Genomic DNA, 16,543 nt, shown 5'->3' with positions numbered 1-16,543 from the left:
AAGCAATGCTGGACTGGTGGGAGAAGAATTTTGCAACCCTAGAACTGGGCGATCGCCGATTAAATGAGCGTGCAATGTCGATAGGCTATGCTCTAAGCCTTGGATTTGGCAAAGGACTGTCAGAAATCTTCAGCAATGGAACAGTACTCAAAAGAGCTTACGAGTTTTTGCCAATCCAAAAGTGCAATTTTCAAGCATGATTGAGCCGCACTGTCAGATGACGGCGGAGACTGTTGCAGAACAGGATGTAGTGCTGTGTGTGGGAGACACGACTTTTCAAGGGTTATGGCAGTATTACAGCTAAAAAAGAAGGTTATGGCCCAATTGGCAAAGGCGGTAACGGCTTAATATTGCACAGTGCTGTCTTCTATAAAACCTGAGAGTGGTCAATCTGTTGGGTTGTTGTGGCAAAAATTATGGAATCGGGAGCCAAAATTGAAACCGCCGCTAGATGAAACTCCAACACAGAAGAAACAGCGACAGGCAGCAGCCCGTAAAGAAGCCCGAAACCGACCCTTTGAGCAAAAAGAATCTTATAAATGGGTGGAAGCACTCACCACTATCGAAAACCTTGTAAGCCGCATACGCGGGTAATTCATGTTTTTGACCGCGAAGGCGATATCACAGAAGTTTTTGATAAAACTCGTCAACTTCAGCACACTGGAGTTCTGATTCGTGCGGCGCATAACCGTAGTTTGGATCGTGATAGTGAGCGTCTCTGGTCGAAATTAGAAGCACAACCTATCAGTTTTGAACAGGAAATTGAATTACCATCCACGAGCCAGCGACCTGCTCGGCAAACAAAACTGGCGATAAGGTTTTGTCAGATTAACCTCCGTACACCTTATCGCTTTGATAACCGTGACCCTCTACCCGTTTACGCTGTTTATCGCTCTTTTGTCACTTTAGGCAGAGGAAAAAAAGAAATCAGGGTGAGACAGGAAGATAAAAATGGGATAAGTAAGGTAATTAACAATGGATTGAAGTGAGCGCAAATCCCAAAGATAATTGGGGGATAAGGAAAACTGTAAGCCAAGGTTGAATTAAATTAAATAGGATAAAAGGTTGAACTATTAAACGGAGATTGTTCAGAATATTCTTCCAGCCTTTACCATTATTCCACCAGGGATGAGAAGCCAATTTTGATTGAGATTGTGACGGAGAAGAGCGCATTTGGTCTGAATGAAGACTAACCATCAAATAGCTACTACAAACAATCTCCCACCCTTCGGGTTCGCCAGTCGCTACAACGGGGGGAACCCCCGCAACGCGCTGGCTCACCATCGCTCAATATCTGGATAGTGAGTCAAACGATAATCTGCCCAACCTAATTCATTCTTACTTTGTTTTAAACCATAGAACACACCATATGCTGTCACCACCACAATCCCATTCTCGGTTTTTCCCAAATTTCCTATGTACTACCGTTTGACATAATCTGTTGATGTTCCTTTTTTCTTATCTCCTGTTTCGTCAATAATTAAAATGATCGGTCTTCCCTTTAACACTTGTAAAATTAGTTCTAACCGCAAGGTTCTTAACTTTTCTACTTCCCAATGTGCTGAAGTTAAAAGATGATGTAATCCTTGATGATTATCTAACCCAACAATCTTAGCGCTCGCTGGTAGGGTTTTACGTTTTATATCTGAAACACAACCCACATGAAGGTACTTAAAAGCCTCGAAATTCCTAACATCTGAAAACAGGTTTTTATACCACTGGCAATATTCGTCCACAAATTTTACTGTTGGTGCAGCGGAACGAGACTGTATCATGCTCACAGCAACGGTTTCGTCGTTTTTATCTTATTATTCTCTCATCATAGTGACAAAAGAGGGTTATTGAGGTGACGCCGCCAAAAGAATAATCTCTCCTCATACGAACTCCACTCCCAAGTGGGGTTTAATTTTTTCAATCAACGTAAAATCTGGACTTTAGACTAAAGCGCGTGAGCGCATAGCGGTCACGGCGGACAAAAAGCTTGTATCAAAAAATAGGGCGTTGCTGAATAGAGGTATGAAATTTAAAAAATCAGACATTTAAAACTCTTACTCTCTGCGACTGTGCGGTTTTGCGTGAGACAAATTCATACTTTAAATCAGCAACGCCAAAAATAGAGAGATCCTTGTGTGAAAAACAAGCATCTCCCGACGGAAGATGAGAAAAGCACTACCAATCCTCAACTTTCGCTATGGAACTTGTATCGAAACTGAAAGCATTCCGTCAAGAGGCGTACTCGTATCTGGGTCGAGCAAAGGATGCCACATTTGAACTAATGGATGCGATGATGTTGAGCCGAAAAGCCGATAGTTTAGCAGATTTATCATTATGCCCGGTATTTCGCCGCAAATGGTCAAGTGCCTATGAATCGCTTCAAGATACACGACCACAACGAAATAAGTTGATGAAATTGTATATTCAACAAATAGAACAAGAAGAACATATTTTACTAGCTGGTGACCATACTGCATGGTCAAGACCAAATGCACCTACTGTGAAGGAAAGAACCTACGAGCATTATACCCAAGGAGGATTTGGAGGAAAACCAGTCACTGTTGGCTATGGGTACAGTACCCTAGCGTTAATTCCGGAAGCAGAAGGGAGCTGGGCATTACCTCTAAGACATGAGAGGATAACCAGTTGGGAAACACCGATAGACAAAGCAGTCTGGCAACTCAAAAAAGTATGCCCACACCTACCACATAGGGCAATTTCATGTTGGGATATTGAGTATGGATGTGCCCCATTCGTAATCAAAACAGCAGATATAGAAGTTGATAAAATTATCCGTTTACGGTCGAATTTGTGTTTGTGGACAGCACCACCAGCATACGGTGGCAGAGGCAGAAGACGAATTCACGGGAGTAAATTTAAACTTTTGGATGGATCTACTTGGGATGAGCCTGTAGAAACAATAGAGTTAGAAGATGCACAACTAGGGAGATTAAGAATTCGCTTGTGGCATGAGCTACACCTACGTAAATCTCCACTACACCCAATGTCGGTGATATTAGTCGAACGCTTGAAGTCCAATGGTAGTAGACGAGTACAAAAACCAATGTGGTTGGCTTTTATTGGCAAGTCCATGCTCCCTTGTACAAAAATTTTCCGATTTTACTTACGACGCTTCGGTGTTGACCATTGGTATCGTTTTGCTAAACAAAGGCTACATTGGACATTGCCAAAACTCTCAACTCCGGAGCAATCTGATAGATGGAGTGACCTAATGCCGATGATAACTTGGCAATTGTGGTTAGCACGGGATATCGTTAAAGATAACCCTTTACCTTGGCAAAAAACCTCTCCAAAGCTAACTCCGGGAAGGGTTGCACAATCTATGGGTGCAATTTTAACGCTGATTCACACACCAGCTCAATCCCCAAAACCACGCGGAAAATCCCCTGGTTGGAAACCAGAAACAACACTCCATCGTAGAATTAACTACCCTGTGGTTAAAAAACAAACTAAAACTCCTACTCCGCAACAACCCAAGCCCGCTTAAAAAGTTTGTTTTTTTAATCTGTACACTAATACGCATCAAATTCTTTCTGTTGCGCTGTTTTGTCGTTTCTTAGTCTAAAGTCCAGTAAAATCCAGCATCCGCTACTATCTCTGCTTTAGCTATCGGGTCATCCTCATCCACATCGAAAAAGTTATCTTCACCTAACTCATCTTCTTGGGTAGGTGCAATAACAGAAGAAGAAGCATTAATACTATCATTTGGTTGCTGTTGTGTCTGTGTGGAAGTAGGAGGTACAACCCCAGCAAAAGATTGACCGACTATTGGGGTAACTAGTACCAACTGCGATATCTCCTCTAAGCCACAAGTGCGCTTAATCAATAATATCTGACTCTCCAATACCCCAATTGCCCAGATAGCAACTTTTCTTAACTCTTCACCTCTCACCCCAACTGAATGCATCGCCAGGGGCAACCAAAATGCCTTGAGGGTATGTACCACCGTCTCCACTAACCCCATCTCAATTGGGCTAGATGCCAAGTACTCAAACATCTTACCCGTAAGTGTGTTTACACTCCTTTTAATCTGCGGGATCACCGCAAATTCTTTCTCACCCATCCAAATTATCCAAACTCCAAACCATTAATTAAAAGATTGAGTTACAAAGTACGATGTCCTTACCGATAAAGGAAAAATTATCAGTAATAAAAAGTATTCATCTATACCTTAAACCTATACTGAGAAAATGTCATCTCCAACTATCCCACACTAGCCCCAAGCTAGCCTCCTACATAGTACAAATATCCCTAGTACAAGAGTACTGTCGATGGGTATAGTATGGTTGTGCCTACTCCCACCATACTCTCGCATAACCACAGTATCCTCCATTCCCCAGAATGACATTCCCATACAGTACTGTTCTTCCACTAAGACCACTAAGGCAAGGTATGCCCAATAGGGTCATTCAAGAATAGAATTTTAAATTAATTTACTAAATGGAAAGTATAAATATTCTTACAAAGAGAACCAAATCTATTAAAGTGTACCTGTTTGAGGATGAGAAAGCTACCATTAAAGAGAAAGCTGCTGCTACAGGAGTAACCGCCTCTGAGTACCTGCGCTCCTGTGGGTTGAAACGAGTACTGGCTTACTTACCACCAGCTGATTTAGTAACTATTCGTAGCGCCGCAGGTATGGCTAAAAGCGAACTGATGATGCTATTACATTTAGTAAAAGAAACAGGTCATCCCCAACTAGCCCAACCAGTCGAGAAGGCGATCGCTCAAGTGGATAAAACTATTGCGGTTGCATTCAATATGCCACTAGACTAGCTCAAAATCAGAAGGCAGCCTCACTTTGGAAGGTAACTCAAGCGTTCTACTTCTAGGAACCTTAGAATCGAATAGATAATCAGGCATAGTAATCATAGAATCGCAATGGATAAACACTTAGACACAAAGGAAGTTTTTGTTAAGGCTCACGTTCGCATCATCAAGCAACGAGTTTATCGCTTCGTCTGTAAACAGTGTAACCAAGTAGTGGAACGGATATGCTATCCCTCACATCCCCTCTATTGCTCTAGGTGCAAACCGTCGAAGCCTCCAAAGCAGAAACCAGCACCCATGTTAATTAAATCTAAGAAGAAACCAAAAACAAAACAGATGGTATCTGTTAATAATGACCGAGGAGTTGCAGCACGTTAGTATACAGATCCGATGAGGAAAACTATACACACAGCATTAGCCAACCGACATCAAGCATAATTAGTAAAGTGATACCCGTCATCTACAAAAAAGCTGGCTTCCTTGACACTTTAGAATACGTGTTGGGAAAAGATAATGCTGTAGTTATAGATACTAACATGATGGGAAAAACTCCAGAAGAATTTAACAGGCAGTTTCTCACAACCAAATATACCAATAAGGCTGTTAAGCGGCAATGTGCCCACTTAATTATTGCGATCGCACACCGTGAAGGTTATCACGAGCATTTATCCGATAGTCAGTATAACTATGTGGCAAGAGAATATCTAGCAGACATGGGATACTTGCCAGGGGAACAAACAAACCTTCCGCCTTCCCAGTATGTCGTCGTTCGCCATCACGACCGCGACCACGAACACTTACATATAATAGCTTCCCGTATTAGGTTAGATGGCAGTTTGGTTAATGATTCCTACGACTATTTCAACTGTCAGGTATCAACCAGACGCATCGCAGCAGAACTGGGATTGGAGGTTACACCAACAACTTCAGAGGTGATCGCCTCTAGATTGAAACAAGAGTATGGAATTATTGCACCTATAAGTCCCAATCGCAGTAAAAGTATCAGACAAATCAATAGCAAGCACAAAAACCCCACAAGTAAGGAGATTATTCGCTCGAAGATAGAAGAGGCCATTCAAAATAGCCCTACCGTCTCTACCTTTATCCAACGCCTAGAGGAAAACAATATTAGGGTATTACCGAAGATGCGGGGTTTGGAATTACTCGGCTTTACCTACATCCACAATAATATTAAAATTGCTGGTTATCAGGTATACAAACCCTACAGTTGGAACAAACTCCAGTCCGAGTACGGATTAACATATGATTACAAAAGGGATATAGCCGTACTCGAACAAGCTAAGACAAAGGCAATTAACCGCAGAGATAATCTCACTTTACCAGAAGTAACAAGCGACTTAGAGAACCAGCTATCAGCAGAGAATAAATCTTGGGCAGAGAGTATATTACCAACCATCGGTAAAATTTGGGATCTGGCAAACCAAACAGGAAAAATCAAGTTAATGGATGGAGGAATTAAACTCTTAAAAGGAAAAAATTACAAAATTACTATCAAGGGTGAAGAATTAACTATCTCGTCACTTCAAGATGATAGAGAAATAGCAAAATATAACCTAGAAAAAAATACAGTATTAGCTGCCAATCCTACAGATGAAGATAAACAGTACTGGGAAAAACTAACTCATAAACAATCAACATTTACTCAAAATAAAGATATAGAATTTTTGTCTTAATTATTTTTTACCACAGCATCATGGTTTATATTCAGTCCAAGTTAATCCAATTTTACCCCACCATCAATTTGGAATTAACTACTCAGGTATCTTACCAAAGTTCAGCATAAAAGCTAATTCTATAAGTGGTAGATTTTCTAAATATTAAATTAAAACCATAAAGTAATAAAAACTTATAATAATATCATGTTAAATAAAGTAATTGTAATAATTATCAAATTCTAGTTGGATGTAAACTCAGTTTATAAAAAATAAAATCGAGTGGGAAAGCTTTCAGACGTAGGTATGGTTATCGAGGCAAAGCATTTCGACACTCGTCTAAATCAGTGGATTCATACCGATAACAACCCAAGCAATCCAGACTCCCTGTTGAAAGAGGAGTTGACAAATAGCCTGCTAGAATACTTTTTCCCAAATGTGGAGTTCTCGTTCGGACATATGGACGAGAAAGCTACCGCCGACCAATTAAAAAATCACCCAGAAGGACACAAACTATTACTATCATCAAAAAGCCGACTATTATACGGCCCAGAGGAATGTCTTGAAACTATAAGCAAGTTATGTCCTGATAGCAAAGACAGGGGTGCTTATGGATCGATATTCCTCGGTTCGTGCAAAAATGCGATCGCCGCAGAATTAAATGTCCTCGTCGTGGATGATAGCACCGGGGAGAATGGTGGCATTATCGACAATAACCAAGCCTATCGCCTCACTGGGGACTGCTACGGACAAATCTCCACAGAGTTATACCACCAGCTAACCGGACACCAAGAAGGCAACCAGTACCGGGTTATCCAGCACCGCTTTGGTTGGACGGATAAAGATGGTGAAGATGGCAAATTTAGGTTTGGAAAGGGTACTCTACGCCCGGCTAACCTCGACCATATCCTCAATTATCAAGACCCCAATAACCAAGCTAAAGTTGACCTAATTCTTCCCTTATCAGCTTTCAAGGGAACCGATAAAGATAACCTCAACGGGCCAAGCAAACCCCAAATAAAAACTGGGCTGTATCGCCAAAAAATCTGGCTGGGGGAAAAATCTCAGTCTGAGTTAGGTAAAACTGCTATCTCTCAAATGATTGCATCCTTTCCCAATGGGTTAAAGGATTTTGCTGAAACGGTAGAACTCGAAGCAGCAAAACTCAAAGAAGCGTTGGCTGACCCGCGCAAGATAGCCCAACTCTATTGCGAGAAATACGAAAAACGTAAAGCCTTCCTGGAACAACAAGCCGCCCAATTGGAGGAAGAAGCAACCATCAACCCAGAAGTAACCGAAGAATTTGAAAAGCTGCAAGAACGGTTAGCAACTGACACAAGCATTTACAAGCTCATCAAAAAAGACCTCGAAGGGTCGGGACAACTATTAGAAACTGAGAAAATCCAAAGAGAACTAGCTCGATTTGTCCAAGGCGAGTGGCAAGATATCTCCGTTGGAAAAACCCTCACTTTTGAGCGGGCGATGGTCATCCCGTCAAAAAACCTAAGAGATGGTGAAGTCTGCATTCCTCATTACCAAGATGGTGAGGAGGTACTCAATTTCCGCTCACCCTTCCTAAACTCTAATGGCCTGTGCGTCTCAACCAACAAAATAGTAGAAGACATCCTTGGACCCGATGGCAAACCCCTTGCAGGTGTTATCGCCGTCTCTGATGAAACAAGCGATCGCATTTACAACCGCCTCAACAAACAACTTTTATCTATCCTTCTAGAAGCCCAAGGTAAAAATATTCAGTTAGAAGGTATTGAAAATTACTTAGATAAAAATATTGGTAAGCTCGGAACCAAAGACAAAATAGAGTTTATTAACAAGTTTAATGAGTATATTCAAAAACTTCAGTCTGCTGGTTATGAACTAGAAATTCTTCCTCAAGAGTCCGAACAAGAGAGGCAGGCACGTGACTATGATGGTGATTGCATCGGCTTCGAGCAAGCAAGTAAATACCCAAACCTTACAGCAGAGGCTCTTGAGCGCAACCTACCCGAAAACGCTTACGACCCAACTGTCAAACTCAAGAAACAGTCATTTTATCAGGAAGATGGTAGCCAGCCAGAGTTTGAGGAAATCGCCATCCACATGAGTGATGGCATTAGCGTCGGTATTATCAACAATCACCTTACGTCAATTGAAGCGTTAGAGTCAGAAATTACGATTCTGAAAAAATTTGGTAGCGAAAAAGAGCAAATAGAGTACGTACAGCAAGTAGCCAAACACTACGAAGATTTGTTCAAGACAGAAGCCTGGGCAAAATCCAAGGGTATCGAAGGTAAAGAAGTTCCCGATAAGTATCGCGCTTCCTTGGAAGAGTTTGTCCAAACCGTTCGGCAAGAACCCCTAACCCAGGCAACTGCACTCTTTGCAATGGGCATCAACACCCGAATGTATCGGGAAATGATTGCCGAAGCTGCATTTCAAAACCAAATTGCGGTTGACCTCTTCAAAAGTGCCAATAAACCCGAAATAGAGATTATCCGCAACAACAGTCAGATTCTCCACCGAGAAGTCAACTATATTCGGGATAAGAAAAAAGATTTTTACCTCGACAGTACTATTAAACCAACTGGTAACTCGCCAGTTGAAATCCTCATCAGTAAGGTTAACCAGTACTTTGAGAAAGCACAACTTGAATCACGTGAACTAGCTCAATTTTCAAACCTATTCAAAGGAGTAGAATTTACCTACGAACAACGCCTGCAAGCTAACCTTGCCAAAAGAGAATTTGATAGGGAGTTCAACAACGCTACACGTTACAGCCAGCGCAAAAAGGTAGAAAAAGGGCCATCAGCAAGTATCGATATCGGGAATGGTAAGAAACTCGATGTTACAAACCTCCTCAGATATGACCATCCTCTGATCTGGAATGCACAAAAAATTACCTTAAAAGTATCAGAAATACCAGCCGAGAAATGCTCGAAAGATAAGCCCCATCGGTATCGAGTCTACGCTCAAATTAATGATGAAACTGAAAATGGTAAACCCAAGTTTAGAACGTTAGGTACAGTATCCAAAGAGCAAGAAGCCAAACTTCAAGAGTTGGGAATTACGCCCAACCAAGAAATTACATCAACCAAGATATCCTTCCAACCTGAATTGAGTGAAGGACAAATTAAGTTGATGTACCAAAAAGCTTACCAAATAGCCGAAGATTTCTATAATTCGATTCCTGATGACCAAAAGCTAAGAATGGCTGCTGCAACTTGGGCAGTATCAACAACTCGTGAAACTTCTAATTCCAGAGGTCAAAGTGAAATTGAACAAGAAGTGGAAAGACAAAAGAAAGTATCAAATTTTGTATTTGCTACCTTCATTGATAAAATTATTAAACAAATATATACACTGCAATTTACTGGATTTACCCTTACGGGTTATAACCGTACAAGTGAAATAATCAAGCCAGAAAACCAGGGTCAACTTCAAGAAATTAGATTTAATATTAGCGAACAAGTAGACAATAAAGGTAATACTGTCATTAAAGATGTCATTGAGGTCAAAAATCCAGAAACAGGGGATTATGAAACCTTCGCTAACATCAACGCCACCGATGGTAAGCTCCACATCGGTACAACAGCAACTGGTACTATTGAAAAGGGTGAAGTATATACAGCAACGGTTACAGCAAAAATACCTGGACTACCCGAAGTAAGTTTCGAGGTAAAAGAATTACAAAAATTTCAATATAAAGACCAAAGGTTTAATGGCGAGCAAGTAAATTTAACCATAGTTCAAGGTAAACTTGAGCGAGAAGATTATGTTATCACTTTTCAAAATGGCAGTAAAGAAGAGAAATTAGGTACTCTTTCTAAAGAATCAGTAAAGGTAGGAATAGAAGCAGGATGGCTGGCAGAAAAGCCCGGTCAGAAGGGACAGCAATTAAAGTTAAAAATTACCAGTATTACTACAGGTAAAAATGCATTTGCGATTGGAGAAACACCAGAAGGAAAGCTTGTAAGAATAGAAATAGATGATAAGTTTAAAGATAAAGAATTCATAAGTCAAGAACTATCTATAAATATTAAGGCTTATGATAAACTCTGCTATTACACTGCTAAAATCGGCGATAAATCATTAGGAATCATCGGACAATATAGCGAGCGGGTATATAAAGGAAAAAGTAAATACAATAAAACACCTAGCGTACCAGAACAGTTAATTAGAGCAGGTATAATTAATGAAAACAAAGTTCAAACAACCATACCGGTTGTTATCACAAGTAATGCAACTACCTGCAAATTAACTATTAACCCCGAATCAGTACAATATCCCGAAAACTGGATTAAACGTTATCAATTAGTTGAACAACAAAAAGAAGTATCACCAGTAGAACAAAAAAATAGCCAATTATTTGATAAAATTATTGAACGTCCTACTCTTATGTTTCAGAGCCAAGAAGATAAATTAGTAGGATTAATCGGGTTAGCTGTTGATAGTAAAAAAGCCGAAGTAACAAAAGAATTTTTACAAAGAGTAGGAATAACATACGAGCAACTTCCCAAATCAGAAAGCCGATTGGAAATCAAAAAAGGCATGACAGTATTCATGCTAGATGAAAGTACAATTCCTCCCGAAATAAAAGAACAATTTATAGAAAGAGTTGGCGGTATCAAGAGTAATGTTACTCCACCACTAACTGCTCCAATCATTCCAGAACAAACCATATATTTTAGCAACCCCAACCAGCAGTATACTCTAGAAGATAACTCACAAGTTATCAAAGAAGCGATAGGATTAGTAGCACCAGTCCAAGATGTTGGTGCTATCAACTATTGGTTGGAGTCTAAAGGAGCAAATAGTAATTACATTATTGAAGAAGATAGCAGTATAGCTATATTTATTCTTGAGAAAGATACAGTCAGTAGTGAATTGGAAGAAAATTTAAACACCCTCTTAGGAGAAGCTATCAATATTGGTGAAGTAGATGGATTTGACCAATATGAACAATTAAGTAATGAGCTTTATCAAAAGGTAAAAGAACAAGGTAGTCTATTAGAAATAAGCTCTACACCACAACAAAGCGAGTACAGACAGGTACTTCAATCACTCCCGAATCGTCCCAAGTTATTAAGTCAGGAAGAGATACCCCTGCCAATTGCACCTGCAAAACCTGCTGGTATAGAAGAAAATAACACTCAAAATCTGCAATTACCAGTAGATAAATCATTCAATTACAATCTGGATAAACAAGCAACTGCAAGCAATATAAGGAATGCGATCGCCAGCGCCAGCAATCCCAATTCTCCATTAACACAATCAACACAAAATACTCAAACCTGGACTGCCCAGCCTATTAGACAAGAATCTATTGAAGGCAAAGTTGCTGCACAACCAATTGTACTCCCTTCAACTCAAGAAGCAGACCATACTAAGCCTATCGAAATTATGGGTGTCATCACGAGCGAAAAAGTCGAACAATTGCGATCGCATCTCGAAACCTACATCAAACCAGTACTTGAAACCGATAAATCAAACTATGCACCTGGTAGACAAGTAGCCTGGGTTGGTGCCAAGTGGGACTTAAAAGACAAGGATTTCAAAAGTGGGGTACAAGACGACAACTTGATGCAACTTGTCAAGCAGGTTTACCCCGATGCAGATATTGTACTGGTAACTTACTCAGAGCAACCCGGTGCTGGCATTAATTATCACCGCGATGACTCCTACGCCGCAACAGAAGCCCGCAGCATTAATATTGGTAACTCCGAGTGGGGATATCGCGCTGCCAAGGAGCAAATGGCATGGACTAGGGAAGAAAATAAAAACGCGACTTACCAAGAGTTTAAACTTGAATCTGGTACAGTCACTCGGTTTAACTGCAAAAACGAACACGCCGCTATCAATACTGAAGCTAAGAGATGGTCTATCAACATCTGGTCAATTAAAAATGACCTCGGTAGGGAGAATAGTGTTCGCCAAAAGTTTGAGAATTTCCTCGCCTCAAACCAACCCCCTCGTGCAGTAATTAACAGTAACGATGACCTGACTATCAAGAGTAACGAGTGGATACCTGGCGGCGAAATAAAAGTAGAGCGTAGCTATACTGACCTCAAAGATGCTACTCGAAACGCACCCCTTCCCAATACCCCAAAGCAACCAATCGTTGAAGAACTTATTGCCATTGGTAATCAAACCGCAGCACGCGCTCAAAACCCCCAGATTCCAGAAAATCCTACTATATCAGGTAAACCAGTACCAATGGTTTACTCGCTACACACGCACGGCGAACCTGACAAAGTACCAGTCAACACAACCATTGATGCCATGCGCGGGTACGGTAGGATACACACCACCAGAGGTGTAGACTACCAAAAAACCTATGGCATCAAGGAAGGAGATATTGCGATCGCCCTTGGTAAGAATGGTGAACAGGTAGCATTCCGTGTGGGCAAACAATACGAAATTACCCCCCAAATGATTCAAAATCCAGCGTATACCAAAGCCTGGGCAAATTGGGAGAAACATTCAGTCAAAGAACTTACCCAAACCCAAGCAAGTAAAAGCAAAATATATGGGTTGTTCATGGAACCCCTGGGGGATTATGTCAACGACAAGATTGTTCCGTTCCCAACCGTCCAGAAGCAAACTGCAACACCTATTAATGTTAGTCCTGACTCCAACGATGGGCTAGGAGCAGCACTTGCCAACGCCACTGCACTAGCCAAAGAACAAGGGAAACTGCAAAACGACTACCAAGTTTCATTTAATAACAACCCAGAAGCAGCAGCTGGACGTTATGGAGTAGAAACCCATTTCCAAAAACCTGAAGGGCTAGCATACGCATCCGCAGAACACGCATTTAACCACCAAAAGCAGTTGAATCCATCAGCCGATGAATACAAGCTAATGGTGGAGGTACTTCAAGCCAAACTCGAACAACACCCCCGGCTAATTGAGGCGATCGCCAAACGCGGAGGAACTAAGTGGTTGGAAAACTGTACGGCAGTTGCTACAACGGGGGGCTTTGGGGCCCCCACGGAGTGGGGTTGGGGGGAAACCCCCCTTACGGGTTCGGCAGTTCCTACCCTACGGGAAGGCGTTCCGCCTACAACGGGGGAAACCCCCGCAACGCACTGCCTCACCAGTATAACTAACGCCCAGGATAAACAGTGGGAGGGTAAGGGTAAGGAATCAGCATTTATCAGGGCGCTCTCGGAAGCTTATGCCAACATTATCGAAAAATTTAACGTACAAACTGCAACACAACCAACCCAGGAAAGCATTGCTAGTACAGTTACACCAAAAGAAATACAACCAGAAGTAAATACAATCGCCGAACGTGGTAAAAAACCCATTACGGTTATCAGTGGTGGGCAGACAGGCGCTGATATGGGCGGTCTTATTGGTGCTGCATTATTGGGATTGCCCACTGGAGGTACAGCTGCTGCAGAATGGGTAACGGAAAACGGCGCAAATCCCAACCTCCAAAAGTACGGACTTATTGAGGGAGAAAAAGGGAGTTCGGCTGTCGAAACATACAACAAGCGCACTATCAAAAATATTCGCAACTCTGATGGTACTGCAATCTTCGGCAATATCAACAGTCCTGGGAGCAGGTTTACAGCCAAAGTTGTACAGGATATGGGCAAACCCATACTGCACGTACCTACAGAAACTGCACTTAACGACAAGCCCACCGCCGCACGACAACTGCGTGATTTTGTTGAGAAAAACAACATTCAAACACTTAATATCTCCGGCAACCGGGAAAGCAAAGCCCCAGGGCTGCAAGCTGCGGTAGCTGAAATCGTACAAATAGGACTTGCCTACCAGAAAAACCAAGATAACAGTCAGGATGTACCTACCTGCCCTACTCCCACTATCCTGCAATCCAAAACAATAGCCCCCGGCATTAACTTATCCTCCCGCAGTCCCGATCCTTTGGGAGGAGCGCTCACCAGCACCACGGTCAAGTCAAAACAAATCGGCACTACAGATAAGGAGTATCCGGTATCCTTCCGGGACAATAAAGCAATGCCCGTCGGCAACTACGGGCTAGAAACTTACACCAAATCTAAAGAGGAGGGACAACCTTTCCTATCAGCAGAGCAAGCTTTTTATGCCTACAAGGAAACTCTGCCTTTAGGCGAACCAAGAGTACAGCTAATGGCAGAAATACTGCAAACAAGATTTGAACAATACCCCGAACTTACGGAAGCTGTAACCCAAAGGGGAGGTGTCGAATGGCTAAAACAGTGCAGTTATTTAGTATCCAGTGAGACAAAAAATTTCTGGGAAGGAAAGGAATTAGAATCAGCCTACATCCGCGCATTAACTCAAGGATATACCAAAGCACTAGAAAATATTAATTCACAGGTAGTAGAAAACCAATCAGCAGAAGCAATACAGCTTACTTCCAACCAAGCACCACAGCCAACGCCAAAGGAAACAGAACAAACAAGTTTCACTCTTAAAAATCAAACTCAGAGTCCGCAAACTCTAAACGCGGATATTCAACAATCATTGTCACTAACACCAGTTAATAGTCACACTAGCTCAATAGATAAGACTCTTAATACCATTAAACAAAGTACTATTCAAAACCTCCAGAATTGGTATGAAGCTGCCAAAAAATTAGGTAGAACAGAAAAATACATCAATCGAATTCAAGAAGTAACTAACCAGTATAAAACTGACAGTAGTTACAATCTTGAAAAAGCTTTCAAAGCTATGTCACGTGATATTAGGGAACTACAGCAAATTAATGAAATTACAAAGCTTGCCCAAAAAGTTGCTAAAACCTTGGGTCAAGAAGATGTTAACGGTATAATGAGTGTTAAAACTGAAAGTTATAAAAATTATCAAATAGCAACTAAAGCACAAGAACAAACATATTTAATTAAAGACAAAGATAATAATGTGCTGTTATATATTCGAGAAAATAAAATCCAAGTAAATAATCTAAATGAAGAAGTTATAAACGACTTTAGGTTTATGTACTTCCAAATTGAAAATAGTCTCCAAGACGTTAAAAAAGAACTAATAGAGAGGTAAATAATGACAAAAATGACAAAAGCAATGACATATGCTAACCTACAGGAATTAATCAATAAATACGGCATTACAGACGAAAGTGTTTCTAAAAAAGCACAAGAAATTGGGTTAGTTACCCCAGAGCAAGAAGAAAAAGCCAAACAAGCACTTTTTCAAAAAGCAAGCGCAATGCATGATGAAAAAGTAATGCTTTTCCAAGTCAGTATCGAAAGTATGGAGCCAATTAATTTCCAGAATTTTGAATCTGGAAAGCAAAATCAAGCCCAAGGTACAACTACTGCTATAGAAAGCCAAACCTCCAGCACCGATAAAAAAGATGATGACAAAAATGGTAAAAATGAAGCCATTACTAAGGATAAAAAAGTAGTAATTGCTAACCATTCAGATGTTCAGCAAATAATAATTCCTAAACTTTTAGAAGTATTAAGTAATGAAGGAAAGCCAGAAAATAGGTCGATAGTTTATCAGGGTGACAAGTACACAGCTAGCATCAAACTGGAAGATAATTCAAATACCCTCTTTCTTGATAGAAATTCAGATTTAGAAAATCAAGAAGCGCTAGTAGCTTCTAAAAGTCATAATGATCCTAGTTATAGTATCATAGTAAATAATATTACTCAAGAAGAGTTTGAGCGGTTTAAGTTACTCTTTGAAAAGCAAAACCGCCATAAACAAGTTCAGCAACAAACTCAGGATTCTGAGAAAGAGCTTGAATAATTAAGTAGATAGACATAATTAAACATAAAATGCACACGCTAAGAAAGTAGATAGGATAAGCCTTTTCCCTTTTCCCTTCTGCCTTCTGCTTTCTACTTAATTAAATTATTCCTACCAAGATACCGAACAAAAACCCACAAACAATAAAAATATATCTATTCTGTATCTTATTCTTAGGAAAGGTAATCCAAGCCATAACGATACAGTAAACCAATCTAAAATAGTCAGTATCGACGGTAAGCTGCCCTACCAAAAAATTAATAATAAAAAAGGCTCTCTCAGAGTAGTTATGTTAAAATATTATAAATAAATCTAATATATCTCCCTAGAATTAGCAGTAATTGGTGGCGACAGCCCAAGCT

At 40.7% G+C, this 16,543-nt stretch carries 10 protein-coding genes and 1 pseudogene; 9 read left to right on the top strand and 2 right to left on the bottom strand.

Annotated elements, in window-relative coordinates; genetic code table 11:
• Positions 1 to 5 precede the first annotated feature (5 nt).
• The 3 genes from QUB80_RS22360 (at position 6) to QUB80_RS22350 (ending at position 989) form a co-directional block, all read left to right on the top strand.
• Entirely contained in the window at positions 6 to 200 is a 195-nt protein-coding gene (locus QUB80_RS22360; protein WP_289791716.1) for an IS4/Tn5 family transposase DNA-binding protein, read from the top strand.
• Positions 201 to 357: 157 nt separating this feature from the next.
• A complete protein-coding gene (locus tag QUB80_RS22355) occupies positions 358 to 594 on the top strand; it encodes a hypothetical protein (RefSeq protein WP_289791715.1) in 237 nt (78 codons plus the stop codon).
• Positions 540 to 989, top strand: coding sequence for a hypothetical protein (locus QUB80_RS22350; protein WP_289791714.1), 450 nt, complete (start codon positions 540 to 542; stop codon positions 987 to 989). The genes QUB80_RS22355 and QUB80_RS22350 overlap by 55 nt, the downstream gene beginning before the upstream one ends.
• On the opposite strand, the pseudogene QUB80_RS22345 reads toward QUB80_RS22350, so the two are convergent.
• Positions 906 to 1,775: pseudogene (locus tag QUB80_RS22345) on the bottom strand (transposase). The gene QUB80_RS22350 and the pseudogene QUB80_RS22345 overlap by 84 nt on opposite strands.
• A gap of 416 nt (positions 1,776 to 2,191) precedes the next feature.
• Here QUB80_RS22345 and QUB80_RS22340 point away from each other — a divergent pair.
• Positions 2,192 to 3,502, top strand: coding sequence for an NF041680 family putative transposase (locus QUB80_RS22340; RefSeq protein ID WP_289791713.1), 1,311 nt, complete (start codon positions 2,192 to 2,194; stop codon positions 3,500 to 3,502).
• Positions 3,503 to 3,571: 69 nt separating this feature from the next.
• Here QUB80_RS22340 and QUB80_RS22335 read toward each other — a convergent pair whose 3' ends face one another.
• Positions 3,572 to 4,078 (bottom strand): hypothetical protein, encoded by a 507-nt coding sequence (locus QUB80_RS22335; RefSeq protein WP_289791712.1) that lies wholly within the window; start codon positions 4,076 to 4,078, stop codon positions 3,572 to 3,574.
• Between the two features lie 377 nt (positions 4,079 to 4,455).
• Here QUB80_RS22335 and QUB80_RS22330 point away from each other — a divergent pair, with 377 nt between their 5' ends.
• From QUB80_RS22330 to QUB80_RS22310, 5 genes are all read left to right on the top strand, one after another.
• Positions 4,456 to 4,791 carry a plasmid mobilization protein gene (locus QUB80_RS22330; RefSeq protein ID WP_502875308.1) on the top strand — a complete coding sequence of 112 codons (336 nt, stop codon included), beginning with the start codon at positions 4,456 to 4,458 and terminating at the stop codon, positions 4,789 to 4,791.
• 105 nt (positions 4,792 to 4,896) lie between these two features.
• The gene (locus tag QUB80_RS22325) at positions 4,897 to 5,163 is read left to right on the top strand and encodes a hypothetical protein (protein ID WP_289791710.1); all 267 of its coding nucleotides are present in this window, start codon (positions 4,897 to 4,899) and stop codon (positions 5,161 to 5,163) included.
• Positions 5,164 to 5,231: 68 nt separating this feature from the next.
• Positions 5,232 to 6,479 carry a relaxase/mobilization nuclease domain-containing protein gene (locus QUB80_RS22320; protein ID WP_289791709.1) on the top strand — a complete coding sequence of 416 codons (1,248 nt, stop codon included), beginning with the start codon at positions 5,232 to 5,234 and terminating at the stop codon, positions 6,477 to 6,479.
• A 285-nt stretch (positions 6,480 to 6,764) separates the two neighbouring features.
• Positions 6,765 to 15,464 carry a YpsA SLOG family protein gene (locus tag QUB80_RS22315; RefSeq protein WP_289791708.1) on the top strand — a complete coding sequence of 2,900 codons (8,700 nt, stop codon included), beginning with the start codon at positions 6,765 to 6,767 and terminating at the stop codon, positions 15,462 to 15,464.
• A 3-nt stretch (positions 15,465 to 15,467) separates the two neighbouring features.
• Positions 15,468 to 16,181: a hypothetical protein gene (locus tag QUB80_RS22310; RefSeq protein WP_289791707.1), complete on the top strand. Its 714-nt coding sequence runs from the start codon at positions 15,468 to 15,470 to the stop codon at positions 16,179 to 16,181.
• Positions 16,182 to 16,543: the final 362 nt, after the last annotated feature.

This window comes from Chlorogloeopsis sp. ULAP01, assembly GCF_030381805.1.
In the GTDB taxonomy this organism is placed as follows: Bacteria; Cyanobacteriota; Cyanobacteriia; order Cyanobacteriales; family Nostocaceae; genus Chlorogloeopsis.
Note: the sequence above shows the minus strand (reverse complement) of the source record. Positions and strands in the feature narration are given on the sequence as shown.